This window comes from Phenylobacterium sp. (assembly GCF_004297125.1).
GTDB lineage: Bacteria > Pseudomonadota > Alphaproteobacteria > Caulobacterales > Caulobacteraceae > Phenylobacterium.
Genome location: NZ_SCVD01000011.1, coordinates 25,558 through 47,753, shown reverse-complemented (window position 1 = coordinate 47,753; position 22,196 = coordinate 25,558). Strand labels below are relative to the sequence as shown.

Annotated in this window: 23 protein-coding genes and 1 riboswitch; of the genes, 16 read left to right on the top strand and 7 right to left on the bottom strand. The window is 70.2% G+C overall.

What is annotated here, in order from left to right; translation table 11 throughout:
• Positions 1 to 88 precede the first annotated feature (88 nt).
• Entirely contained in the window at positions 89 to 2,041 is a 1,953-nt protein-coding gene (gene cobT, locus EPO51_RS05345; RefSeq protein WP_293346913.1) for a cobaltochelatase subunit CobT, read from the top strand.
• Positions 2,038 to 3,030 (top strand): esterase-like activity of phytase family protein, encoded by a 993-nt coding sequence (locus EPO51_RS05340; RefSeq protein ID WP_293346912.1) that lies wholly within the window; start codon positions 2,038 to 2,040, stop codon positions 3,028 to 3,030. The genes cobT and EPO51_RS05340 overlap by 4 nt, the downstream gene beginning before the upstream one ends.
• Before the next feature lie 51 nt (positions 3,031 to 3,081).
• Here the strand turns inward: EPO51_RS05340 and rpmB are convergent, their stop codons facing one another.
• Entirely contained in the window at positions 3,082 to 3,378 is a 297-nt protein-coding gene (gene rpmB / locus EPO51_RS05335; protein ID WP_293346911.1) for a 50S ribosomal protein L28, read from the bottom strand.
• 284 nt (positions 3,379 to 3,662) lie between these two features.
• On the opposite strand from rpmB, the gene EPO51_RS05330 reads away from it, so the two are divergent.
• Entirely contained in the window at positions 3,663 to 4,478 is an 816-nt protein-coding gene (locus tag EPO51_RS05330; RefSeq protein ID WP_293346910.1) for an isocitrate lyase/PEP mutase family protein, read from the top strand.
• Here EPO51_RS05330 and EPO51_RS05325 read toward each other — a convergent pair.
• The 3 genes from EPO51_RS05325 to EPO51_RS05315 form a co-directional block, all read right to left on the bottom strand.
• Positions 4,475 to 5,395 (bottom strand): cobalamin-binding protein, encoded by a 921-nt coding sequence (locus EPO51_RS05325; protein WP_293346908.1) that lies wholly within the window; start codon positions 5,393 to 5,395, stop codon positions 4,475 to 4,477. The two genes, EPO51_RS05330 and EPO51_RS05325, sit on opposite strands and share 4 nt — an antisense overlap.
• Positions 5,392 to 5,931 (bottom strand): hypothetical protein, encoded by a 540-nt coding sequence (locus tag EPO51_RS05320; RefSeq protein ID WP_293346906.1) that lies wholly within the window; start codon positions 5,929 to 5,931, stop codon positions 5,392 to 5,394. The genes EPO51_RS05325 and EPO51_RS05320 overlap by 4 nt, the downstream gene beginning before the upstream one ends.
• 120 nt (positions 5,932 to 6,051) lie before the next feature.
• Positions 6,052 to 6,254: riboswitch (cobalamin riboswitch) on the bottom strand.
• A 27-nt stretch (positions 6,255 to 6,281) separates the two neighbouring features.
• Positions 6,282 to 6,983 carry a M23 family metallopeptidase gene (locus EPO51_RS05315; RefSeq protein WP_293346904.1) on the bottom strand — a complete coding sequence of 234 codons (702 nt, stop codon included), beginning with the start codon at positions 6,981 to 6,983 and terminating at the stop codon, positions 6,282 to 6,284.
• Positions 6,984 to 7,230: 247 nt separating this feature from the next.
• Between EPO51_RS05315 and EPO51_RS05310 the strand changes: the two genes are divergently transcribed.
• From EPO51_RS05310 to EPO51_RS05295, 4 genes are read left to right on the top strand one after another with little or no spacing between them, the layout of a single operon-like run.
• The gene (locus EPO51_RS05310) at positions 7,231 to 7,869 is read left to right on the top strand and encodes a TetR/AcrR family transcriptional regulator (protein ID WP_293346902.1); all 639 of its coding nucleotides are present in this window, start codon (positions 7,231 to 7,233) and stop codon (positions 7,867 to 7,869) included.
• Positions 7,866 to 8,837 (top strand): HlyD family secretion protein, encoded by a 972-nt coding sequence (locus tag EPO51_RS05305; RefSeq protein ID WP_293346900.1) that lies wholly within the window; start codon positions 7,866 to 7,868, stop codon positions 8,835 to 8,837. Before EPO51_RS05310 ends, EPO51_RS05305 begins: the two co-directional genes overlap by 4 nt.
• Positions 8,834 to 9,751, top strand: coding sequence for an ABC transporter ATP-binding protein (locus tag EPO51_RS05300; protein WP_293346898.1), 918 nt, complete (start codon positions 8,834 to 8,836; stop codon positions 9,749 to 9,751). Before EPO51_RS05305 ends, EPO51_RS05300 begins: the two co-directional genes overlap by 4 nt.
• Positions 9,748 to 10,878, top strand: coding sequence for an ABC transporter permease (locus EPO51_RS05295; protein ID WP_293346896.1), 1,131 nt, complete (start codon positions 9,748 to 9,750; stop codon positions 10,876 to 10,878). Before EPO51_RS05300 ends, EPO51_RS05295 begins: the two co-directional genes overlap by 4 nt.
• On the opposite strand, the gene EPO51_RS05290 is transcribed toward EPO51_RS05295, so the two are convergent.
• Positions 10,879 to 11,496, bottom strand: coding sequence for a hypothetical protein (locus EPO51_RS05290; protein ID WP_293346894.1), 618 nt, complete (start codon positions 11,494 to 11,496; stop codon positions 10,879 to 10,881).
• Between the two features lie 54 nt (positions 11,497 to 11,550).
• Positions 11,551 to 12,438 carry a DUF481 domain-containing protein gene (locus tag EPO51_RS05285; protein WP_293346892.1) on the bottom strand — a complete coding sequence of 296 codons (888 nt, stop codon included), beginning with the start codon at positions 12,436 to 12,438 and terminating at the stop codon, positions 11,551 to 11,553.
• 211 nt (positions 12,439 to 12,649) lie between these two features.
• Here EPO51_RS05285 and cdd point away from each other — a divergent pair, with 211 nt between their 5' ends.
• The gene (gene cdd / locus EPO51_RS05280; protein ID WP_293346880.1) at positions 12,650 to 13,057 is read left to right on the top strand and encodes a cytidine deaminase; all 408 of its coding nucleotides are present in this window, start codon (positions 12,650 to 12,652) and stop codon (positions 13,055 to 13,057) included.
• 50 nt (positions 13,058 to 13,107) lie between these two features.
• Positions 13,108 to 13,869: a sulfite exporter TauE/SafE family protein gene (locus EPO51_RS05275; RefSeq protein ID WP_293346877.1), complete on the top strand. Its 762-nt coding sequence runs from the start codon at positions 13,108 to 13,110 to the stop codon at positions 13,867 to 13,869.
• Here EPO51_RS05275 and EPO51_RS05270 read toward each other — a convergent pair.
• Positions 13,866 to 15,692: a DUF885 domain-containing protein gene (locus tag EPO51_RS05270; protein ID WP_293346874.1), complete on the bottom strand. Its 1,827-nt coding sequence runs from the start codon at positions 15,690 to 15,692 to the stop codon at positions 13,866 to 13,868. The two genes, EPO51_RS05275 and EPO51_RS05270, sit on opposite strands and share 4 nt — an antisense overlap.
• A gap of 147 nt (positions 15,693 to 15,839) precedes the next feature.
• Between EPO51_RS05270 and EPO51_RS05265 the strand changes: the two genes are divergently transcribed.
• The 7 genes from EPO51_RS05265 to EPO51_RS05235 all read left to right on the top strand — a co-directional run bounded on the left by EPO51_RS05265 (position 15,840) and on the right by EPO51_RS05235 (position 22,154).
• Positions 15,840 to 18,380, top strand: a complete 2,541-nt coding sequence (locus EPO51_RS05265) for a helicase-related protein (RefSeq protein ID WP_293346871.1) — start codon at positions 15,840 to 15,842, stop codon at positions 18,378 to 18,380.
• Positions 18,377 to 18,679, top strand: a complete 303-nt coding sequence (locus EPO51_RS05260) for an RNA-binding S4 domain-containing protein (protein ID WP_293346868.1) — start codon at positions 18,377 to 18,379, stop codon at positions 18,677 to 18,679. The genes EPO51_RS05265 and EPO51_RS05260 overlap by 4 nt, the downstream gene beginning before the upstream one ends.
• A gap of 105 nt (positions 18,680 to 18,784) precedes the next feature.
• Positions 18,785 to 19,207 (top strand): DUF805 domain-containing protein, encoded by a 423-nt coding sequence (locus EPO51_RS05255; protein WP_293346865.1) that lies wholly within the window; start codon positions 18,785 to 18,787, stop codon positions 19,205 to 19,207.
• Positions 19,208 to 19,324: 117 nt separating this feature from the next.
• Complete coding sequence (gene fdxA / locus EPO51_RS05250) at positions 19,325 to 19,666, top strand: ferredoxin FdxA (protein ID WP_293346862.1); 342 nt, start codon at positions 19,325 to 19,327, stop codon at positions 19,664 to 19,666.
• A 290-nt stretch (positions 19,667 to 19,956) separates the two neighbouring features.
• A complete protein-coding gene (locus tag EPO51_RS05245; protein ID WP_293346859.1) occupies positions 19,957 to 20,472 on the top strand; it encodes a CarD family transcriptional regulator in 516 nt (171 codons plus the stop codon).
• 290 nt (positions 20,473 to 20,762) lie between these two features.
• A complete protein-coding gene (locus tag EPO51_RS05240; RefSeq protein ID WP_293346856.1) occupies positions 20,763 to 21,596 on the top strand; it encodes a DUF4118 domain-containing protein in 834 nt (277 codons plus the stop codon).
• Positions 21,597 to 21,812: 216 nt separating this feature from the next.
• Positions 21,813 to 22,154, top strand: a complete 342-nt coding sequence (locus tag EPO51_RS05235) for an OsmC family protein (protein WP_293346853.1) — start codon at positions 21,813 to 21,815, stop codon at positions 22,152 to 22,154.
• Positions 22,155 to 22,196: the final 42 nt, after the last annotated feature.

Here is a 22,196-nt window from a genome sequence, read left to right as displayed (position 1 = left end):
CCTTGGAAACGCGCTGGAAGCTTCACCGTTCCTTCGCACACGATTCCTTGTTTCACGCGGCGTGAAGGCTGATCTAAGACCCACTGACATGGCGAAGAACCCGGAAAGCCCCCTGGAGCCCTTCAAGCGCGCCCTGGCGCACGCGGCGCGCTCGCTTGCCGAAACGCCCGACCTGGAGATCGTCTACTCGGGCGAGGGCCCGCAGCTCAGCGGCAACCGGGCGGTGCTGCCGCACCCGCCCCGCGACCTGACGCCCGAGGACGCGGCGCGCATCCGCGGCCTGGCCGACCAGATGGCGCTGCGCATCGCCCACCACGACCCGGCCGCCCACGCCAAGACCCGACCGCACTCCGGCGCCGGCCAGCCGATCTACGACGCCCTGGAGCAGGCTCGGATCGAGGCCATCGGCGCCAACGCCATGGGCGGGGTGAAGGGCAACCTCAAGGCGGTGATGGACCACGCCTGGCAGCGGCGCGTCTACAACGAGGTCGAGGCCATGGCCAATCCGCCGATGGCGGAGGTGCTGAGCCTGATGGTGCGCGAACGCCTGACCGGCGAGCCCCCGCCGCCGATGGCGCGGGCCCTGGTCGACATGTTCCGCGCCGGCATCGACGCCAAGGCCGGCGACGACATCGCCAAGCTGGAAGGCACGCTGCACGACCAGAAGGCCTTCGCCCGGATTTCGCGCGCCATCATCCGCGACCTGGAGATGGGCGACGACCTGTCGGACGCGCCCGAGCAGTCGGATGACGATACCGAGGGCAAGGACGACGGCGACCCCGAGGCCTCCGACAACGACGACGACGGCGAGGGCGAGAGCCAGTCGCCGCAGCAGTCGGCGATGGACGACGACGAGACCACGGCGCGGGAGTCCGAGGACGCCGACAGCCAGATGATGCAGTCGGAACAGGATCCCGACGCCGAGGACACCGACGAGCCGCCGGACATGGGCGACGGCGAGCAGCCCGCTCGCCCCGATCCGTCCGGCGACAACCGGGCCGTCACCTACAAGGTCTTCACCACCGGCCACGACGAGATCGTGGCGGCCGAGGAGCTGTGCGATCCCGAGGAGCTGACGCGCCTGCGCGCCTATCTCGACCAGCAGCTCGCCTCGGTGTCGAACGTGGTCTCGCGCCTGGCCAACAAGCTGCAGCGCAAGCTGCTGGCCCAGCAGAACCGCGCCTGGACCTTCGACCTGGAGGAAGGGATCCTCGACACCTCGCGCCTGACCCGGGTGATCACCGACCCGACCGCCTCCCTCGCCTTCAAGGAGGAGGAGGACACCGAGTTCCGCGACACGGTGGTCAGCATCCTGATCGACAATTCCGGCTCCATGCGCGGGCGGCCGATCATGGTGGCGGCGGTCTGCGCCGACATCCTGGCGCGCACCCTGGAACGCTGCGGCGTAAAGACCGAGATCCTGGGCTTCACGACCCGGGCCTGGAAGGGCGGCTCGTCGCGGGAAGACTGGCTGAAAGCCGGCAAGCCCGCCCAGCCGGGCCGCCTGAACGACCTGCGCCACATCATCTACAAGGCCGCCGACGCCCCCTGGAGACGGGCGCGCCGCAACCTCGGCCTGATGATGCGCGAGGGCCTCCTGAAGGAGAACATCGACGGCGAGGCGCTGATGTGGGCGCACCAGCGGCTGATCGGCCGCCCGGAGGCGCGGCGCATCCTGCTGGTGATCTCGGATGGGGCGCCGGTGGACGATTCGACCCTGTCGGTGAACTCCGGCCATTACCTGGAGCGCCACCTGCGCGAGGTGATCACCGAGATCGAAACCAAGAGCCCGGTGCAGCTGATCGCCATCGGCATCGGCCACGACGTGACCCGCTACTACAAGAACGCGGTGACCATCGTGGACGTGGAGCAACTGGCCGGCGCCATGGTCGAGCAGCTGGCCGACCTGTTCGACGAGGAGGTCCGCCGGGTGACGCGCCGGAACGCCAACCTGCTGGCCCCGCCGCCGAACACCCAGGGACCACCGAGCGGCGGCGCGCGCCGCTCGACCTTCAAGGAAGTCCGGAGGGCCACCGCTTGAGGCCGTGGGCCGGCTTGGCGGCGGCGCTGGCGCTAGCGCTCGGCTCCTGCGCCATGCCGACCGCGCCGCTGCCGTTGCAGCCGGTGGCGGTGGGCGCCCGGGTGCAGGTGGACGGCCAGCCCGTGCCGCTGGATCCGGCGGATCCCGGCCGAAACCGTCTCGGAAACTTCGTCTACGCCGGGGGCTTGGCCCTCACCTCGCGCCAGACCAGTCGCCTGCATGGGCTGTCGGACCTGAAGGTAACGCCCGACGGCCGGATGCTGGCCCTGGGCGACCAGTCCGACCTGCTGGAGGCCCGGCTCGTGCTGGACCCGACGGGGCGCCTCGTGGGTGTCGCGGACGCGACGATGATCGCCCTGAAGGAAACCACGGGCGTCGACCTCTATGCGGGCGGCCAGCGCGAATACGACTCGGAGGGCGTGGCGCGGCTGGCGAACGGGGACCTGCTGGCCAGCTTCGAGCAGCACGACCGCATCCTGCTCTTCCCACGGAACGGCGGCCTGCCCCGCCCGGCGCCCCAGCCGGAGGTGACCTACACCGACAACAAGGGGATGGAGGCCCTGACCACCGCGCCGGATGTCGGGCCGGACGCCTACCGGGTCGGGCTGGAGGACAGCGGCTGGACCTTCCTCTGCCGGGTGTCGACGCGCTGCGTCCGCGACCGGGACCTCGACCTGGAGGGCCTGGCGCTGGTGGCGATGGACAATATGCCGGGGGGCGGGCTGGCCTATCTGCTGCGGACCTATTCGCCGCTCCGGGGCAACGTCGTGAGGCTAAAGGTGCTGGACCGCACTGGCCGCCTCGTCGATAGCCTGGAGATCGCCCGGCCCCTGACAGTGGACAACCTCGAGGGCCTGGCCGCCGTCCCACAGCCCGGTGGCCGGGTGCGGTTCTACCTGATCTCGGACGACAATTTCGGGACCTACAACGGTTTGCCCACCGACCAGCGAACCCTGCTGCTGGCGTTCGACTGGACACCGGCCAAATGAAAAGGCCGCCCGGTGGGGCGGCCCTTCCGTAATCGTCCGGGATGGCGCGGCTCAGGCCGCGGCGGTCTCGGCCATCTTGGCCTTCAGCTGGCGCTTGATCTTCAGCGCCTTGGCCGACAGCAGTTCATCCTTGGCCTTGAGCAGGACCGGGTCGAGGCCGCCCTTGGAGTCCAGGGTGCGGAGCGCGGCGTTGGTGATCCGGAGCGAGAAGCTCTGGCCCAGCGCGTCCGACTGGAGGCTGACCGACGCCAGATTCGGCATGAACCGGCGCTTGGTCTTGATGTTCGAGTGGCTCACGTTGTGGCCGACCATCGGTCCGACACCCGTGATTTCGCAGCGGCGCGACATAGCGAATACCTTCGCGTGGGAATGGAGTTGCAACGGACTGGGTCCGCGCAAGGAGCGGGCGATATAGAGGAAGGGTCCCTTGCGCGTCAAGGCGAGCCGCACAGATAGCGAAACGGTCGCGCCCAAAGATGACGCTTCGTTGTGGGCCGAAGCGATTCAGATACAATATGTCGTAGGGAACGAAAGCTGAATCGCTGGGTGTCAGTGATTCGGTCGCGATTCGTTTCGCCCCTGTTCCTGCACCCAAGCTTTTGCCGTTAAGCTCCACCTTGCGAGGTTGTCCCATGACGACTCCGGCCGAGAAGCGCGCCCGATTCCGCGAACTGCATGAGAGCGGCTGCTTCGTGATCCCCAATCCGTGGGACGCGGGCAGCGGCAGGATACTGCAGGCCTTGGGATTCCAGGCCCTGGCCAGCACCAGCTCGGGATTCGCCTGGTCCACCGGGCGGTTGGACAACGAGGTCCCGCTGAACGACATGCTGGATCACCTCGCGGTCCTGTCGGCGGCCACGGACCTGCCGCTGAACGCCGATTTCGAGAACGGCTATGCCGACGCGCCCGAGGACGTGGCGGCCAACGTGCGCCGGGCGCTGGCGACGGGCGTGGCCGGCCTTTCCATCGAGGACATGAGCCACGACCCCGGCAAGCCGCTGTACGAGACCGCGCTGGCGGTGGAGCGCGTGCGCGCGGCCCGGGCGGCGATCGACGCCGACGGGACCGGGGCGGTGCTGGTGGCCCGCGCGGAAGGGCTGCTGATCGGGCAGATGGACCTGGGCCAGACCCTGAACCGGCTGACCGCCCTGGCCGAAGCGGGGGCGGACTGCCTCTACGCGCCGGGACTGAAGACGCGGGAAGAGATCGGGGCGGCCGTGAAGGCCGTGGCGCCCCTGCCCCTCAACGTCCTGATGTGGACCAAGGGCCTGACCGTGGCCGAGCTCGCCGACCTGGGGGTGCGCCGGATCAGCGTCGGCGGGGCGCTGGCCCGCGCGGCCTGGGCCGGGTTCCTGGGCGCGGCGCGCGAGATCGCCACCGAGGGCCGGTTCGACCGCCTGGGCGAGGCGGCGACGGGAGCCGAGTTGAAGGCGCTGCTTGCGCCCTAGAGGCGGACCCATCCCGCCCCCTCGTGCCCGAAGTCGAACAGGTCCGGATGCAGGATCTCGGCGATCATCTCGGCGGACTCCACCAGGCGTGGGCCAGGGCGGTTGAAGTAGTGGTGGCCGTCGATGACATAGACCTGACCGCGGCGAGCGGCCGAAAGGCGCGCCCACTCCCGCCGCCCGCGGAGCAGCGGCAGGTCGGCCAGGCTCTGGTCGATGGTGAAGCCGCAGGGCAGCAGCAGGATCACGTCGGGATCGGCCGCCGCCAACGCGCTCCAGTCCAGCCAGGGCGAATGCTGGCCGGCGGTGGCGAACAGGCTCTCGCCGCCCGCCGCCTCTATCAGCTCGGGCATCCAGTTGCCGCCGGCCATCAGCGGGTCGATCCATTCGATGGCGGCCACGGTGGGACGATAGGCGGCGCGGCCGGCAGTCCCGCGGATCGCGGCGAGGCGGCCTTGAAGGCCGGCGATGGCGCGCTCCGCCGCGCCCTCCGTCCCCAGCGCCCGGCCGACCTTGCGCATGTCGCCCCAGACGTCGGAGAGGTCGTTGGGTTCCAGCGAGACCAGGGTCGGGGCCGTGCCGGTCCATTCGCAGAGCGCGTCCTCCAGGTCGCCAGGGGTGACGGCGCAGATGGCGCACTGGGTCTGGGTGAGGATCACGTCGGGCTTCAGCGCCCGCAGGAGGTCTGCGTCGACGCGGTAGACCGAGACGCCCTGGGCGATGATCTCGTTCACCCGCCGGTCGATGTCACCCGACGTGCCCTCGAGGTTGACCTTGGTCTCGCTGAGGGCCGGCAGATGGCGCACCTGGACCGGGAAGTCGCACTGGTGAGAGCGGCCCACGAGCCGGTCGGCCATGCCCACGGCGGCGACGATCTCGGTGGCGCTGGGCAGCAGGGAGACGATGCGCAGGCCGCTCATGCGCGCTGTCCGAAGGGCGGAACCGACAGCGACGTGCGGCGGAGGACGGCGTCGAGGGCCAGCAGGCCCGCGAGCCAGGCCGCGTTCACCGCGCCCACCAGGCTGATGACGCCGGGACGGATCGTGCAGGCGCCGGTGACCACCTGTTCGACGCCGAGTATCACGATCTGGTTCGCCACGAAGGCGGCGACGAACGCGGCCCCCGCACGGAGCCAGACAGGCTTGTCTGTGAAGACCCGCAGCGCCGCCGCGGCGGTGGCCACGGAAACGAGGGCCGCGACGCCCAGGCCGACGCCCCAGGAAATCGTCTGGGCGTCGCGCGGGTAGTCGTGCAGGCCGAAGCCGATGGCCTGGCCCGCGAGCCAGACCGCGCCGGTCAGCAACAACGCGCGGCCGAACGGCAGGGCGCCTGCGGCGATGACCGCGACGGCGACCAGGGGCTCGAGGCAGCCGATCAGCAGGCAGCCGCCCAGGACCAGGGCGACGAGACCGGCGGACCAGAGGCCGGTGCGGTGGGTGGAAGAGATAGCAGACATGGGTCGAAACCTCGCGGCGGACGTGACACGTCACCGCGAAGGAAATGGCGCCGCCGCCGGCGCCTGGAGGCGCGCGTGGGCGGTCCATTCACATCGGTGCACCCCGCCCAATGCGCTCGCGCGTGACCACGGCTGGTGGCAGGTTTCCTGGCTCGCGGGTCACAACCTCGGACCGGCCTTCCCAGGGCCTCGCGGCCCCAGTGGCGTTGGATGGTCGTCGGCTCGCCGCTTACAGTTGCGGGGGCAGCCGCGGCATTGTGCGCAAGCGCACGCACCGCATTCCCTTTTGAGCCCTTGCGGGCGCCACCGCCGATGATTGCCCCGAGCTCGGTGGCGCGGTCAAGCCACGACTAATCGGCGGCGGCGACGGTGAGGTTGCCCGGGCGGTATTCGGCGGTGATCATGCGTGTGGCGTCGATGCGGTCGCCCCTGCGGTCGAGGATCTCCAGATGCACGTGGTCGGTCATGCCGCCGGGATACTTGCGCTGCAGCGAACGGGCCGTGGCGATCGGCTGGCCGATGGCCACGGTCTCGCCCACCTCGACCCTGGGGTTCACGTAGAAGACCCGTGCGGCATAGTTCAGGGCCGGGTTGGTGATCTCGACGAACTTCAGGGTCTGGTCGCCCGCATAGGCGTAGCCGATCTTGGTGACATAGCCTGAGATCGGCGCGGCCACGTCCTGGCCGGCCCTGGCCGTGTAGTCGACGCCTTCGTGCCGGCGGCTGCCGCCGTCGCGGCGGGCCCCGAACTCACCGTCGCCATAGGCGTCATGCAGGCGCGGCTCGCGGCCCGTGGGGTTGGCGAAGTCGGCGCGGCCGTCGCCGTCGACATCCGCGCCGTCCCAGACGAGTTTCAGCGGCGCAGCCTCTGCCGTCGGAGCCACCTGGTCCACGGCGCGTTCCACGGCGGTCACGAGGCTGGCGCGGTGCTCGGCCTGGCTCAACGGCGCCGCTGCGGCAGCCGTCGTCCCGACAAGCGCGACTATAGAAACCAACAGTGCAGGCTTCTTCTCGACCAGCTCAAGCAAACGCGCAGGAACGCCCAACTTCATCCAGGACCCTTCACTCAACAAATGCATGCCTAGCTCGAACTCGTGCCAAGCTTGATGGCGATTTGACTGGGACGACGCGTCAGCCGCGACGACGCGATGGGTCCTGACTTGGGACCGGGGCGAAAAATAGGCGACGTCGCCAAATTTAACCATGCGACCCGTCGCCGCCTCGGAGAACGCGGGTCGGCTTGCCTGGGTCCGCTACATCTGTTACTAAATGACTGGTCAGTTATTAAAAAAGATGACCATGGACACCGGCGCGCCCAAGTTCCGCAGACGCAAGGCCGACCGGCCCGCCGAGATCGTGCAGGCGGCGCTGTCCGTGTTCGCGGAGAAGGGGTTCGCGGCGGCCAAGCTGGAGGATATCGCCAGGCGGGCGGGCGTCTCCAAAGGCGCGATCTATCTCTACTTCGAGACCAAGGAAGACATCTTCCGCGCCGTGGTCGGCCAAGCCATCGCGCCCAACATCGGCGCCGTGAAGGCCATGGCGGCCGCCCATCCCGGCCCCCTCGCCGGCCTGTTGCGCGGCGTGACCGCCCATATCGCCGATGTGGTCAGCCATACGCCCCTGGGCGGGGTGCTGAAAATGGTGGTGGGCGAGGCGCGGAACTTCCCGGAGATCGCGCGGGTCTGGCACGACGAGCTGGTCTCCCAGGCCCTGGGCGCCATGGCGGAGGCCATCGAGGCGGCCCAGGCGCGCGGCGAGGTGAAGGCCGGCGACCCGCGCACCTATGCGCTGCAGCTGATCTCGCCCCTCCTGGTGGCGGTGCTCTGGCGCGAGACCTTCGTGCCGGTGGGCGCCCGGCCCTTCGACCTGCCCGCGGTCATGGCCCAGCACATCGACACCCTGCTCTGCGGCTTACTCACCGAAGGAGCCCGCGAATGAACCGCCAGCGTCTCCTGGTCGTGGGCCTGATCGCCGCGGCGGCCGTGATCGCCGGCCTGGTCATCTGGATGCCGCGCATGGGCGCGTCCCATGCCCTGTCGGGCTACATCGAGGGCGAGCCGCTGTACCTGGCGGCCCCCGTCGCCGGGACCGTGCGCAGCGTCAGCGTGGTCAGGGGCCAGGAGGTGGCGGCAGGCCAGGCGCTGTTCGTGGTGGATCCGACCCAGGTCCGGGCCCAGGCCGACCAGGCCTCGGCCGAGGCCGCCGCCGCGGAGGCCCAGGCGCTCGACGCCCGGAAGGGCCAGCGGCCCACGGAACTGGCGGTCTTCGAGGCCAATATCGCCGCCGCCGAGGCCACGGCCCGCGACGCCCGGGCCACCCTGCGCCGGGTCGAGCCGCTGGTGCGCCAGGGCTGGTACGCCCCGGCCCGGCTGGACGACGCCAAGTCCGCCGCCGACGCGGCCGACGCCCAGGTCCGGGCGGCCAGGAAGCAGCGGGACGCCGCCATGCTGGGCTCGCGCGAGGACCAGATCCGCGCCGCCGACGCCCGGGTGACCCAGACCCAGGCCGCCGTCATCGGCGCCAACGCCCGCCTGGCCGAGGTGTCGCCGCGCAGCCCCGCCAAGGCGCGGGTGGAGGACGTGTTCTTCCACGCCGGCGAATGGGCGCCGGCCAACCAGCCGATCCTCAGCCTGTTGCCGGACGAGCGGATCAAGGTGCGCTTCTTCGTGCCGGAGAAGGACCTGTCGGCCTATCGCGTCGGCCGCGTCGTGCGCTTCGCCTGCGACGGCTGCGCCAAGGGCCTCACGGCACGGATCGAGTTCGTGGCCCCGCGGCCGGAATTCACCCCGCCGGTGATCTACAGCCGCGAGGCCCGCGACCGGCTGGTCTACCTGGTGGAAGCCCGGCCTAGCACGCGCCTGAACCCCGGCCAGCCGGTGGACGTCGAGCCGCTGGGTGGGTCATGACGCTCGCCATCGACGTCCGCGGGCTGAACAAGAGCTTCGGCGACAAACACGTGGTCAACGACGTGACGATCCAGGTGGAGCAGGGCCGCATCTGCGGCTTCCTAGGGCCGAACGGGTCGGGCAAGACCACCACGCTTAGGATGCTCTGCGGCCTGCTGACGCCGGATTCCGGATCGGGCGAGGCGCTTGGGTTCGACATCATCGCGCAAGCGGACGAGGTGAAGCGGCGCACCGGCTACATGACCCAGAAGTTCTCTCTCTACGAGGACCTGACCATCGCCGAGAACCTGCAGTTCACCGCCCGGGTCTATGGCCTGGACCGGCGCAAGGCGCGCGTGGACAACGCGCTGGAGCGGCTGGGCCTGGCGACGCGGCGGGGCCAGCTGGCCGGCACGCTGTCGGGCGGCTGGAAGCAGCGGCTAGCGCTGGCGGCGGCGACCCTGCACGAGCCGAAGCTGCTGTTGCTGGACGAGCCCACCGCCGGCGTCGACCCCAAGGCGCGACGCACCTTCTGGGACGAGATCCACGCCCTCGCCGCCGAGGGCCTGACCGTGCTGGTCTCCACCCACTACATGGACGAAGCCGAGCGGTGCCATGAGATCGCGTACATCAGCTACGGGCGCCTGATCGCCCGCGGCACGGCGGCCGAGGTGATCGACCAGTCGGGCCTGATCACCTTCCACGGCGAGGGACCAGACGCCGACAAGCTGGCGCGCGAGCTGTCGACGGCGCCCGGCGTGGAGACGGCCGCGGCGTTCGGCGCGGCGATCCACGTCAGCGGCACGGACCGGAGGGCGCTGGAGGCGGCGGTGAAGCCCTATCGCCGCGCGCCGTACCGTTGGAGCGAGGTCGCGCCCACCCTGGAGGACGTGTTCATCCAGCTGATGGGCCAGAGCCAGGACAACGTGCAATGACCGGCCTCTCGGGCCTCCGCGTGCTCGCCGTGATGGTGAAGGAGTTCAAGCAGCTCACGCGGGACCGGATCACCTACGCCATGATGCTCGCGATCCCGATCGTGCAGCTCACCCTGTTCGGCTACGCGATCAACACCGAGCCGCGCCACCTGCCCACCGCCGTCCTGATGCAGGAGGACAGCCGCTATGCGCGCTCGATCACCGCGGCGCTGAAGAACTCGCTCTATTTCGACTTCGTGGCCCAGGCGCGCAGCCCGGCCGACCTGGACCGGCTCATAAGGAACGGCGAGGCGCAGTTCGCGGTGACCGTGCCCGGCGACTTCAGCCGCCGCGTGGCGCGGGGCGACAAGGCGCAGATCCTGGTGGAGGCGGACGCCACCGACCCCTCCGCCACCGGGGGCGCGGTCGCGGCCCTCGCCGCCCTGCCCGACCAGGCGCTGGCCCACGACCTGGCCGGGGCGCTGGCCCCGCGGATGGGGACGGCGCCGTTCGAGGTCGTGGTCCACCGCCGCTACAACCCCGAGGCCATCACCGCCTACAACATCGTGCCGGGCCTCCTGGGCATCATCCTGTCCCTGACGCTCGTGATGATGACCGCCCTCAGCGTCACCCGCGAAACCGAGCGGGGGACCATGGAGACCTTGCTGTCGACGCCGCTCGAGCCGCTGGAGGTGATGATCGGCAAGCTGGCGCCCTACGTCATGGTGGGGCTGGTGCAGACGGCGATCATCCTGGTGATGGCCCGTGTCCTCTTCCACGTGCCCATGGGCGGCGGCTGGCTAGGGCTGTCGCTGGGCATCGCGCTCTTCATCACCGGGTCGCTGGCGCTGGGTTTCCTGATCTCGACGGTCGCCCGCTCGCAGCTCGCGGCGATGCAGATGAGCTTCTTCTACATCCTGCCGTCGATCCTGCTGTCGGGGTTCATGTTCCCGTTCCGCGGCATGCCGGCGTGGGCGCAGTGGATCGGGGAAGTGATCCCCGTGACCCACTTCCTGCGGGTGGTCCGCGGGTCGCTGCTGAAATCCCAGGGCCTCGGCGACCAGTGGCGCGAACTGCTGGCGCTCACCGCCTTCGTGCTGGTGGTGACGGCGCTCGCCATGGCGCGCTACCGGCGGACGCTGGACTAACTAGACGGCCAGCAGGTCGCGGAAGTCGGCGGGGTTCAGGCCCATCTTCTGCAGGTCTGAACGCATGCCGGCGAACATCGCCCGGGCGCCCCGCACGGCGTCGAAACCTTCATCGGCGGCGGTCAGCGCCACCTCCCGGCCAAGGTTCGGGTCGAACGCCAGCCGCACCTCGGCGCCCAGCTCCTCGCTCAGATCGCGCTCACGGCGTGCGGCGTCGCGCGCGTCGGCGACCTGGTCGCGGACATAGTCCTTCAGCGCATCGGCGTCGCCGCTCGTGAACGCGTCGCCGGAAATGAAGCCCAGCCCGGAGACCTCCTGCATCGGCTCGGGCGGAGGCGTCGGCGTCAACATGCCGACCTCCGACATGCTGGCGAGGCCATAGGCGCGGGTGGCGCTGGCCCGATCGGCGGCCTCGCCGCCCCACATCTCCGGGGAGCCGAGGAGCTGCGCGTCGATACGCACCAGGGCGCCCTGGGGGACCATCTGCAGCTGAGCTGCCTCCGGCGGCGCGGACGTGAGCGTGCCGGAAATGTCGGTCAGGGTAGAATCTGCCTCATGGTGAAGCTTTACCCGATCGACCGGGAAAGAACTGCCGATCCCGCTGATGGCCATGGACATACGCAACTCCCTGTTGCGGGAAGCTGCGCAAAGGCTGTGCCAATCGGACGCTGGCTAGAAGCTGTAGACCAGGGTCGCCCGCGTGGTGGTGTCGGTATGCTCCCGGTCCACGGGCGGCTCGGCCTCGACCCGGATGTCGAACGAGGCCCGGGCCGAGAGGTCGCCGCGCAGCTTGGTGGTCAGCGCCGTGCTGGAGGTCAGGGACGAGCTCACCGAGTCCAGGAACAGGGTGGTGTTCTGGGTGAAGACCAGGTCCGGCCGAATGGTCCACGAGAGGTCGCCGCCCAGGCGGGCTGAGAAGGCGATCTCGTCGTCGAGGTCGTAGTAGTTCGTCTGGCGCAGCGCCGGGCCGGCCTGGACGTCGAACCGCAGGTCCGGACGATCGATGAGGCGATAGCCGACCCCGACGCTCTCGGTGAACCGGCTGCGGAAGCCGGCGAACCGGTCGCGCTCGCCGGTCAGGGACGTGGCGACGTAGGTCCGCGCGCTCAGTTTCCACTGGCCGGCGTAGCCCGCGAAGTACCGCTCCTTGGAGACCGCGCCGTTCGAGCGCTGGTAGTCGCCCGCCATCCTGATCTCGTGACGCCAGCGCAGCGTCTCCTTGGCGAAGGTCAGGCTGGCCGAGCCGCCGACGTCGTCGCTGTTGCCGGTGCTGATGAAGCCGCCCGCCTGGCCCTCGCCCTTCCAGCCGTCGCGGAAGCGCAGGGACGTGATCCGGGCGATCCGCTCCTCCTCGGCGCGCGAGGTCAGGGCGTCCACCTGGGCGTCGATCTCGGCCAGCGACTCCGGATGGGTGCGACGCGCCACCTCCGCCACCGTGCCAAGGGCGCCCGGCGTCTCTGCCGCCGCCTCGATCATCCGGGCGACCTCGGCCGGCAGCGGCGCGGCGACGGCGAGGCAGGGCGTGGCGGCCAACAAGGCGGATATCAGCAGGGCGCGCATGCCGGCCTCCGATTCGGGACGAGGGTGGAAAGCTACCCAATCCCCGGCGAACACGGCGGCCTTTGGGCGCCGGCGCAGATCATGCCGGCCAGCAGTGTCTGGTCGTTGCGCAGGCCGCGCCCGATCGCGACCACCTGGCGCGATGGACGCCGCCGGTCCGCGGCCCTAGACTTTTCCGTCCCTTCAGCGCCTCGGGACACTTCCGCCGCACATGAACGCCCCCGCCCCTCCGGCCATAGCCGCAGAACTCGCGCGCCTGCTCGCCAACAGCCACGCCCCCTACTCCGGCGTGCATGTCGCGGCGGCCGTGGAATCCGCGGACGGGGCGATCCACTATGGCGTCAACGTCGAGAACGCCGCCTATCCGCAGGGGGTCTGCGCCGAGGCCAGCGCCATCTCCGCGGCGGTGACGCACGGCCAAAAGGCCCTAAGGCGGGTCTGGGTGGCCTCGTCCCTGCCGGGCCTCATCTGGCCCTGCGGCGGCTGTCGGCAGAAGATCTGGGAATTCGCCGAGGCCGGCTGCGAGGTGGTCAGCGTCGGCGCGGACGGCAGGACCGAGCGCCACACCATCGAGGCCCTGCTGCCGCTGGGCTTCCGGCTGGAGCCCACACGGCGATAGTTCGGCCGCGGCCGTAGCGTGGTCGGCGGGCGGGCCGGTAAGGATGGGCCGTGATCGCCGCACACGACCTGATCCTCCTCCTGGGCGCGGGGCTACTGGCCGGCGCGATGAACGCCGTGGTCGGCGGCGGAACGTTCGTGTCGTTGCCGGCGCTGACGGCGATCGGGCTGCCGGGGACGGTGGCCAATGCCTCGAGTTCCGTGGCGCTGCTGCCCGGGGCCATGGCCAGCGCCTGGGCCTACCGGCGCGACATGCAGCCGGTCGAGGGAGTGTCGATCCGCGCCATGGGCCTGCTGAGCCTGGCCGGCGGCGCGGTGGGCGCAGTCCTGCTGCTCGCGACCACCGAGGCGGCGTTCGACCTGATCATCCCCTGGCTGCTGCTGATCGCCACGGTGACCCTGGCGGCGGGGCCCAGGCTGGCCCGGGCGCTGGCGCGGGTGGGCCTCAAGGCCGGTCCGCCGGTCGTGCTGGGCGCGCAGTTCTTCTTAGGGATCTACGGCGGCTACTTCGGCGGGGCCGTCGGGCTGATGATGCTGGCCGCCTGGAGCCTGCTCACCGAGGCCGACATCGCGGCGCTGACGCCCCTGCGCACCCTGATGCTGGCCGCGGCCAATGCGGTGGCCGTGCTGGTGTTCATCGTGAGCGGCAACGTCAGCTGGCCCGCGGCCCTGGCGGTCATGGCCGGCGCGGTGGCGGGCGGCTACCTGGGCGCGCAGGTCGGCCGGCGGCTGCCCGCGGTCGTCCTGCGCACCCTGGTCGTCGTGATCGCCGTGGGCGCCACGGCGATCTTCTTCTGGCGAGCCTACGGCTAGGCCTTCCTGGTTCCCGCGATGTAGCGGTCGATCACCCCCTCCAGCACGGCGAGCGGGCAGCCGCCGGTGGTGACGACGGCGTCGTCGTAGTCGCGCAGGTCGAAGCGGTCGCCGAGCGCCGCCTTGGCCTTGGCGCGCAGCCGGACGATCTCGTTGTGCCCGGTCTTGTAGGCGCAGGCCTGGCCGGGGCTGGCGCAGTAGCGGTCGACCTCGCTGGTGATCGCGCCCACCGAGCGGCCGGTGGCGCCCACCATCCATTCGATGGCGTGCTCGCGGGTCCAGCGCTTGTCATGCAGCCCGGTGTCGACCACCAGGCGGGCGGCGCGGAACCGCAGGGCCTGGAAGTAGCCCAGCCGGCCCATCGGATCGTCGGCGTAGAGGCCAACCTCGTCCGCGAGCTGCTCGGCGTAGAGCGCCCAGCCCTCGGTGAACGCGCCGAAGTTCATCAGCGAGGCGATGGTGTGGATCTCGGCCGGGCGTTCGGCGAGGTAGGCGCCCTGCCAGGCATGGCCGGGCAGCGCCTCGTGCATCGAGAGACTGGCCAGGGTGTATTTCGGCCAGTTCCCCGTGTCCTTGAGGTTCACGTAGTAGATCGCCGGCCGCGACCCATCGAGGGCGGCGAAGTTCATGTAGCCGAGCCCGGCGCCGGATTCGATCTCCTTGGGCACGGCGCGGACCTCCACCGGCGCCTTCAGGCCCAGCTTGGAGAACTTCGGGATGAACGGCCGGATCGCGGCAATGCGGCCCTCGATATAGGCCAGCACCTCACGCTTGCCGGCCTCGGTGTTGGGGAACAGGAACTTGGGATCCTTGGTCAGCGCGCCCATCCGCTCGCCGACCGTCCCTTGCGTGTAGCCCTGGCCCTTCAGGATGGCGTCCATCTGGGCGTCGATCTCGGCGCCCTGGTCCAGGCCGGTCTTGTGGATCTCGGCCGGGGTGCGGTCGGTGGTGGTGTTGTACTTCAGGCCCCAGCGGTAATAGTCGGCGCCGTCGGAGAACTTCCAGACGCCGGCGTCGTGGGTGGCGCGGGTCTGCTGGGATTTCAGGAGCGCGATCTGCCGCTCCAGGGCCGGGAACACCTTCTGGGCGACGATGGCCGTGGCGCGGGCCTGCCAGTCGCCGTCGATCCCCTTGGCCTTGGTCCGCTCGACCAGCGAACCCACCAGCCGCGTGGCGCCGGCGTCCATGGCGCGCGCCTCCTGGCCCTGCTGCAGGGCGGTGGCCAGCAGGAAGTCGGGCAGGATCACGCCCTTGCCGGCCGCCTCCTTCACCCGGTCGCTCTCCTGGTCGAGGGCCGGGCCATACTGTTCGAGGCGGGCCAGGTAGGCCTCGGCGTCGTCCTTGGTCTCGATCAGGTGCTGGGCGTTCAGGAACTCGCCGGTGTTGACCACCGTGCCGTCCTGCTGGCTGACGACGTAGGGGTTCGCATAGTCCTTGCCGTAGGCGAACTTGCCGCCCTCGGCGCCCACGTCCATGGCGTAGAGCACGGTGTCGTAGGTGGTGAGGTCGCGGCCCGACAGGCTGGCGCGCGGGATGGCGCGCAGGCGCTTGGCCCGGTCGGCATAGCCGACGATCTGCTTCGTGCGGCCGGCCGCGGAAACGTCGTCGAGGCGGCGCTTCAACGCGGCGCGCGGGCCCTTGTCCTTGCCGATGCTGCTGGCCGTCTGCGGGCTGTCGGCCAGGATCTCCTCGACGAACGCGTCCAGCAGCTTGGCCAGGCGGGTGTCGGTGACGCCCTCACCCTCGGCCGCGAGCGCGGCGAGCGGCGAGGCGGCCAGGCCGAGGGCGGCCCCGGTGAGGAGCAGATGGCGGCGGGTGGTCATGTTTGGGAATCCCCGAAGGACTGCAATTGGGCGCGACCCTAGCGACGGTCCGCAACTGCGCAAACTTTAAGCGTCGAACGGCGTTTGTCCCGAAACCCCTGGACCGCGACGCTTGCCCGACTCCCTTCGCCATCCCACCTTGGTTTCATGAGCGACCGCCCTTCGGGCGCGGCCCCGTCCCGGTTGGTGGCGGTGCTGGGTCCCACGAACACCGGCAAGACCCACCTGGCGGTGGAGCGCATGCTGGGGCACGCCTCCGGCATGATCGGCCTGCCGCTGCGGCTGCTGGCCCGCGAGATCTATGACCGGATCGTCAAGGCGCGAGGCCCACGCTGCGTGGCGCTGATCACCGGCGAGGAGAAGATCGTCCCGCCCCGGCCGCAGTATTACGTCTGCACCGTCGAGGCGATGCCGCTGTCCGTGGAGGTGGAGTTCCTGGCCGTCGACGAGATCCAGCTCTGCGCCGACCCCGAGCGGGGCCACGTCTTCACCCACCGCCTGCTGCATGCGCGGGGCAAGGCCGAGACCATGCTGCTGGGCGCCGGGACCATGGCGCCGCTGGTGCGCCGCCTGCTGCCGCACGCCGAGATCGTGACGCGGGAGCGGTTTTCGGACCTGACCTACGCCGGCCCGAAGAAGCTGACCCGCCTGCCCCGTCGCTCGGCGGTCGTGGCCTTCAGCGCCGAGCAGGTCTACGCCATCGCCGAGCTGATCCGCCGCCAGCGCGGCGGCGCGGCCGTGGTGATGGGCAGCCTCAGCCCCCGCACCCGCAACGCCCAGGTGGCGCTCTACCAGTCGGGCGAGGTGGACTTCCTGGTGGCCACCGACGCCATAGGCATGGGCCTGAACATGGACGTCGACCACGTGGCCTTCGCCGGCTTGCGCAAGTTCGACGGCAAGCGGACGCGGTTCCTGCACCCGCAGGAGATCGGCCAGATCGCCGGGCGGGCCGGCCGCTACCAGACGAACGGGACCTTCGGCGTCACCGGCGAGGCCGAGGACATGGACCCCGACCTGGTCGAGGCCGTGGAGCACCACAGCTTCGAGCCGGTGGCCGGGGCGGAGTGGCGGAACGCCAAGCTGGACTTCGGCTCGCTGCCCGCGTTGCTGAAGAGCTTGGCGAAGCTTCCCGAGCGCGAAGGACTGAAGCTGGCCACCGAGGCGCTGGACGAGACCACGCTGAAGTCGCTGGCCGAGGACGAGGTCGTGCAGACCCGAACCCGGGACAAGACCAACCTGCAGCGCCTGTGGGACGTCTGCCAGACCCCCGACTTCCGCAAGGCCCCCCGCGAGGAGCACGTGGGCCTGGTGAAGGCCTTCTTCCTGGCGCTGACCGAGCGGCGGCGGCGGATCGGCGACGACTGGATCGCGCGGCAGTACGAACAGCTCAACCTCACCGACGGCGAGATCGACACCCTGGCGGCGCGGCTGGCCAGCGTCCGCACCCTGGCCTACGTGGCCAACCGGCCCGACTGGCTGGCCGATCCCGGGGCGTGGCGCCAGCAGACCCGCGCGCTGGAGGATCGCCTCTCCGACACCCTGCACGAGAAGCTGATGGCCCGGTTCGTGGACCGGCGGACCAGCGCCCTGATGCGCGGCCTCAGGGTCCGCGAGGAGATGCTGGCGGGCGTGGCGGCGGACGGCAGCGTCACTGTCGAGGGCCACTACGTCGGCCGGCTGTCCGGCGTGGCGTTCGAGCCCGCGCAGGGCGGGACGGTGCTGGAGGAGAAGGCGTTGCGGGCCGCCGCCCAGCATGCGGTGGGCCCGGAGATCGGCCGGCGTCTGGGGCAGCTCGCCGCCGCCCCCGACGAGGCCTTCGCACTTGGCGAGGACGGCGCCCTGCTCTGGGACGGCGTCCTGGTCGGCGTGATCACCGGCGGCCAGCCGTTCCAGCCGCGGGTGCGGCTGCTGGGCGAGCTGGGCCACGACGCGGCGCGCCAGCGGGCGGCGCAGCGGCTGGAGGCTTTCGTGGCGGCCGAGGCCGGTCGCCGGCTGGCCGCCCTGCGCAGGCTCGAGGCCGCGGTGGCGGACGGCAAGATCCGCGGCCTGGCGCGTGGCCTGGCCTACCGGCTCATCGAAGCCGGCGGGGTGCTGGACCGCGCCGAGGTCCAGGCCGACGCCCGCGCGCTCAGCCAGGTGGAGCGGCGGATGCTGCGCGGCCTGGGCGTCCGCATCGGGGCTTTCTCGCTCTACATGCCCGCGCTCCTGCGGCCTGAGGCCCGGGCGCTCGCCCAGGCCATGGTGCAGCGCGAGGCGAGCGGTTGGAGGCCCGTGGCCGGCGTCGCTGCCCTGCCCGACCCGCCGCCCTCGCCGCGCGCGCTCGCGGCCAATGGCCTGCGGGCGGTCCACGGCCTGGGCGTGCCCGTCGAGCAGTTGGAGCGGTTGGACGAGTTGCTGCGCGCGGCGCCGATCCAGAACGGCGGGGTGGTCCTGTCCGACGCGGCGCGCGAGGCGCTGGGCTGGAGCGCCCACGACAGCCAGACGATCCTGCGCGCTGTGGGCTTCGCCCCCGTGAACCGCCCGAAGGCCGGCGAGCCCATCGCCTGGCGCCGCCGCGCCGAGCGCAAGCCGGAGCGCGCCGCCCCGCCGCGCCCGCACTCGCCCTTCGCCGCCCTGGCCGCCCTGAAGGACAAGCCCGCCCCGGCCCGCCGCCCCCGCCGCCGGAGGAAGAAGGCCTCGGGCGCGTGATCGAGGGTCGTCCTAACGAGGTGGCGGCCTGCCGCGCCGACGTCTGGCTCTGGCGGGCGCGCTTCTTCAAGACCCGGTCGATGGCCGCGAAATTCGTGGAGGAAGGTCGAGTTCGCCTCACCCGCGCCGGCCAGGAGGAGCACCGCCTGGACAAGCCCGCCCGGCCCATCAAGGTCGGCGATCGGCTGGTCTTCGCCCTGGGCGGGCGGCTGGTCGCGGTGACTGTCGAGGCCATGGGTGACCGGCGCGGGCCGGCCGACGAGGCGCGAAGCCTCTACTCCCCCCTGGCGGGGACCTGAGCGGCAGACCAAAAATCATCCGGTGGTTGCATTCACCAAGTCCAGCCACCCGATGTTAAGGACTGACGGGCGTCATGGGGGCCTGTCGGAGCGTCGGAGTTTCCCATGACGGATCAATCGCTTGAGGCTCCTCGGCCCCGGCGGATGGATTTGGGGGCGGCGCTCCGCGGACGCTATGACCGCAAGACCTATTGGAGTGTCCTGGGCGGCCTGTTCCTGGTGGGGTTGGTCGTCTCGCTCCTGGGCTACAAGCTCGGCTCGGCGACGGTGGGGCCGATGATCTTCCTGATGGTGCGTCGCCTGCACGACTTCGACCGTAGCGGCTGGTGGTCTCTGGCGATCGTCCTCGGCCCGCTGGCGCTGATGCTCGCCCTGACGCCGGTCGCCTCGCCGGAACAGACGGCGCCGTTCATCGTCCTGATCAGCCTGGTTTGGACGATCTGGCTGGGCTCGATCCCCGGCGATCCGCACGAGAACCGCTTCGGTCCGGCGCCCGGCGCACGCGACCTCAAGGAGGTCTTCGGCTAGCCCCTATCCGGCCTTGCAGAAATCCTGAGCGGCGCTTGCATTGACAAGAGGCCGTCCGGCCGTGAAAAACCGCGCGCCCCGAACTCGGGAACGCCGCCGGAGTCTCAAGCGCCCGCCATGACCTACATCGTGATGGATCCCTGCATCAAATGTAAGTTTATGGACTGCGTGGAGGTGTGCCCGGTGGACTGCTTCTACGAGGGCGAGAACTTCCTGGCGATCAATCCGGACGAGTGCATCGACTGCGGCGTCTGCGAGCCGGAGTGCCCGGTGGACGCCATCAAGCCCGACACCGAAGACGATCCGGACGGCAAGTGGCTGCGGATCAACTCCGAATACTCGCGGGTGTGGCCAAACATCACGGTCAAGGGCGAACCGCCGGCCGATGCGGAAGCTTTCGAGCGCGAAACGGGCAAGTTGGAGAAATACTTCTCCGAGAAGCCCGGCCGCGGGTCCTGAACACGGCCTAGGCGCCCCTCGCGCGGGGCCGGCGCAACCCTTTCATTCGGCTGGTTTTTGTGTTAATGTCCTTGCGACACGACACGATGGCTTCGCCCGCGTCGGTCTTTAGCAAGAACAGCCGGCCGGCATATTCGTCGGTACGGGCGAAGGGTTGTCTTAAGAGGTCCGCTTCCGATTCCAGGGTGATGAGCCGCCGCGATCCTTCCCGCGGAAGAGGTGGCTATTTCGCTTTTTCAGAGGCGTGACGAGAGCGCCGCGGCGACGCGGGCGGATAGAGAGGTATCTCGATGAGCAAGAGCGGTCACGAATTCTCGGTTGGCGATCACGTCGTCTACCCGGCCCACGGGGTCGGCCAGGTGCAAGGGATCGAAACCCAGGAAGTCGCCGGTCTGAAGCTTGAGGTCTATGTCATCACCTTCGACCACGAGAAGATGACGCTGCGCGTTCCCACGGCCAAGGCGAAGACCGCCGGCCTGCGCTCGCTGGCCGAGACCGGCGTGGTGTCGAAGGCGCTCACGACCCTGAAGGGCCGCGCCCGCGTGAAGCGCACCATGTGGTCGCGACGCGCGCAGGAATACGAAGCCAAGATCAACTCCGGCGACCTGATCTCGATCGCCGAGGTCGTGCGCGACCTGCACCGCGCCGAGAACCAGCCGGAACAGTCGTACTCCGAGCGCCAGCTCTACGAGAGCGCCCTGGACCGCATGGCCCGCGAAGTCGCCGCCATCGAGCGCATCGACCGCGACGCGGCCATCGCCATGCTGAACAAGTCGCTGGTGAAGGTCCAGGCCGCCGCGGCCTAGGTCGCGTCCACCGGACGCCGAATCGCGAAACGCCCGGCCTCACCGCCGGGCGTTTTGCGTTGGGCCAGCGCGTCGGCGACATGGCGTCGCAGGTCGACCCGGACCTGCCCTGCGATCTGCAGCGCGCCCGGCAGCCCATCTCGCGACGGCGGCCCCGGGCCTGCGCAACGATCACACCAAGCGTTTCAGCCCGGCGAGGCTCTCGACTTCCACATCGATCCCTTATGCTCTCAGGCGGTATCCTGACGCGGCGTGTTGGCCGCCGCCGCCCGCAAGCTTGGGAGCAAGTCATGTCTGGACGCCTTGCCGAGGTCGATCCGATCGTCTCCGGTCCGGGAGCGCCCGCGGCCGCGCGACCTAGGCATTGGGCCGGCTATGCCATCGCGCTTGCCCTGGTTGGAGCGGCGACGCTGCTGGCCTTTCTGGCCGACAACCTGATATCGGCCCCCAATGTCACGCTGATCTTCGTGCTTCCCGTGGTAGTCGCGGCGGCGGCGTTCGGGTGGGGACCTGCCCTGGCGGCGGCGGTGTTGGGCGTCCTGGCCTTCGACTTCTTCTTCACCGTCCCCTACTATTCGCTGCGGATCGCAGGTTCGTCCGATGTTTGGGCGGCCACCCTCCTCCTTGTGATCGCCGGAATCGTCAGCACCGTGGCGGCGCAGTCTCGCCGCCGCGCAATCGACGCGAAGACGGCGGCGGAGCGCGCGGACGCGCTCCACGGCCTGGCGCATCTGGTGGTTCAATCCGCGCCGGCCGCCGACGTGAGCCTCGCGGCCGCGACGGCGCTCTCACGCATCTTTCAGGCGCCGGCGGCGGTGTTGGTCCGCCAGGAAGGCCGCCTGGAGGTCGCGGGCCTCGGAGGCCGGGCCGCCCCGTCGCCTGTCGACCTGGAGGCCGCGCAATGGGCGGCGGAGAACCGCAAGCCGCTCCACGGCGACGCCTATCCGTTCGACACGTCCACGTTCGATTTCTGGCCGATCTGCCGCGACGGTGCGCCGGAGGTGGTGATCGGCGTTGGCGGTCTCGATCGCCGCGACGCCAGGCCCGACAATCCGGGGCGCTACGTCGAGCTGGTGGGCGCCTACCTGGTCGCCAGCCTCACACCTCCGGCTCGTCGGCGATAGATCGACAGCCGACGCCCGGCTAGGTGAGGACCAGCTTTGGTTCGGATGGGTCGGACCCGGGCCGTTTGTCCATGATCAAGGCCCCCGCTGCTCCGGGCGATCATCCTGGCGGGCGGACGGTTCCCGTCCCGGAGGCCGATCATGGAATATCGGGTCACAGCGGAACGCGTCGATGCGCATGGAAGCCTCGCGCGATCGAAGGATGCGGCTCTTGTCATGGACACGGACGTCACTGGCCGTCGGGATGCGTTCAACCCGGTCGAACTGTTCCTCGCCGCGATCGCCGCCTGCATGATCAAGGGCATCGAGCGGGTCACGCCGCTCCTGAAGTTCGAGCTTCGCGGTGTGGAGGTCCGGCTCAGGGCGGCGCGCCAGGATTCGCCACCGCTCATCCTGCGCGTGGACTACGAGTTGATCGTCGACACCGACGAGAGCGATGGGCGCTTGGAACTCCTGCACCGCAACGTCCGCAAGTACGGGACGATCTCGAACACCGTCGCCGCCGCGGTTGTCCTGGAAGGAACAATCCGCCGGCGTGTCGCCGACGCGGTGGCCTGAGGGAATTCGAAGCCCCCTTAGAAGCTGAGCGCGCCCGTGATC

What these genes read in the sequence shown, in the direction of transcription:
- cobT (WP_293346913.1), top strand. Translation starts at nt 89, where the DNA reads ATGGCGAAGAACCCGGAAAGCCCCCTGGAGCCCTTCAAGCGCGCCCTG.
- rpmB (WP_293346911.1), bottom strand. Translation starts at nt 3,378, where the DNA reads ATGTCGCGCCGCTGCGAAATCACGGGTGTCGGACCGATGGTCGGCCAC.
- EPO51_RS05330 (WP_293346910.1), top strand. Translation starts at nt 3,663, where the DNA reads ATGACGACTCCGGCCGAGAAGCGCGCCCGATTCCGCGAACTGCATGAG.
- EPO51_RS05325 (WP_293346908.1), bottom strand. Translation starts at nt 5,395, where the DNA reads ATGAGCGGCCTGCGCATCGTCTCCCTGCTGCCCAGCGCCACCGAGATC.
- EPO51_RS05320 (WP_293346906.1), bottom strand. Translation starts at nt 5,931, where the DNA reads ATGTCTGCTATCTCTTCCACCCACCGCACCGGCCTCTGGTCCGCCGGT.
- EPO51_RS05315 (WP_293346904.1), bottom strand. Translation starts at nt 6,983, where the DNA reads ATGAAGTTGGGCGTTCCTGCGCGTTTGCTTGAGCTGGTCGAGAAGAAG.
- EPO51_RS05310 (WP_293346902.1), top strand. Translation starts at nt 7,231, where the DNA reads ATGGACACCGGCGCGCCCAAGTTCCGCAGACGCAAGGCCGACCGGCCC.
- EPO51_RS05305 (WP_293346900.1), top strand. Translation starts at nt 7,866, where the DNA reads ATGAACCGCCAGCGTCTCCTGGTCGTGGGCCTGATCGCCGCGGCGGCC.
- EPO51_RS05300 (WP_293346898.1), top strand. Translation starts at nt 8,834, where the DNA reads ATGACGCTCGCCATCGACGTCCGCGGGCTGAACAAGAGCTTCGGCGAC.
- EPO51_RS05295 (WP_293346896.1), top strand. Translation starts at nt 9,748, where the DNA reads ATGACCGGCCTCTCGGGCCTCCGCGTGCTCGCCGTGATGGTGAAGGAG.
- EPO51_RS05290 (WP_293346894.1), bottom strand. Translation starts at nt 11,496, where the DNA reads ATGTCCATGGCCATCAGCGGGATCGGCAGTTCTTTCCCGGTCGATCGG.
- EPO51_RS05285 (WP_293346892.1), bottom strand. Translation starts at nt 12,438, where the DNA reads ATGCGCGCCCTGCTGATATCCGCCTTGTTGGCCGCCACGCCCTGCCTC.
- cdd (WP_293346880.1), top strand. Translation starts at nt 12,650, where the DNA reads ATGAACGCCCCCGCCCCTCCGGCCATAGCCGCAGAACTCGCGCGCCTG.
- EPO51_RS05270 (WP_293346874.1), bottom strand. Translation starts at nt 15,692, where the DNA reads ATGACCACCCGCCGCCATCTGCTCCTCACCGGGGCCGCCCTCGGCCTG.
- EPO51_RS05265 (WP_293346871.1), top strand. Translation starts at nt 15,840, where the DNA reads ATGAGCGACCGCCCTTCGGGCGCGGCCCCGTCCCGGTTGGTGGCGGTG.
- EPO51_RS05255 (WP_293346865.1), top strand. Translation starts at nt 18,785, where the DNA reads ATGACGGATCAATCGCTTGAGGCTCCTCGGCCCCGGCGGATGGATTTG.
- fdxA (WP_293346862.1), top strand. Translation starts at nt 19,325, where the DNA reads ATGACCTACATCGTGATGGATCCCTGCATCAAATGTAAGTTTATGGAC.
- EPO51_RS05245 (WP_293346859.1), top strand. Translation starts at nt 19,957, where the DNA reads ATGAGCAAGAGCGGTCACGAATTCTCGGTTGGCGATCACGTCGTCTAC.
- EPO51_RS05240 (WP_293346856.1), top strand. Translation starts at nt 20,763, where the DNA reads ATGTCTGGACGCCTTGCCGAGGTCGATCCGATCGTCTCCGGTCCGGGA.
- EPO51_RS05235 (WP_293346853.1), top strand. Translation starts at nt 21,813, where the DNA reads ATGGACACGGACGTCACTGGCCGTCGGGATGCGTTCAACCCGGTCGAA.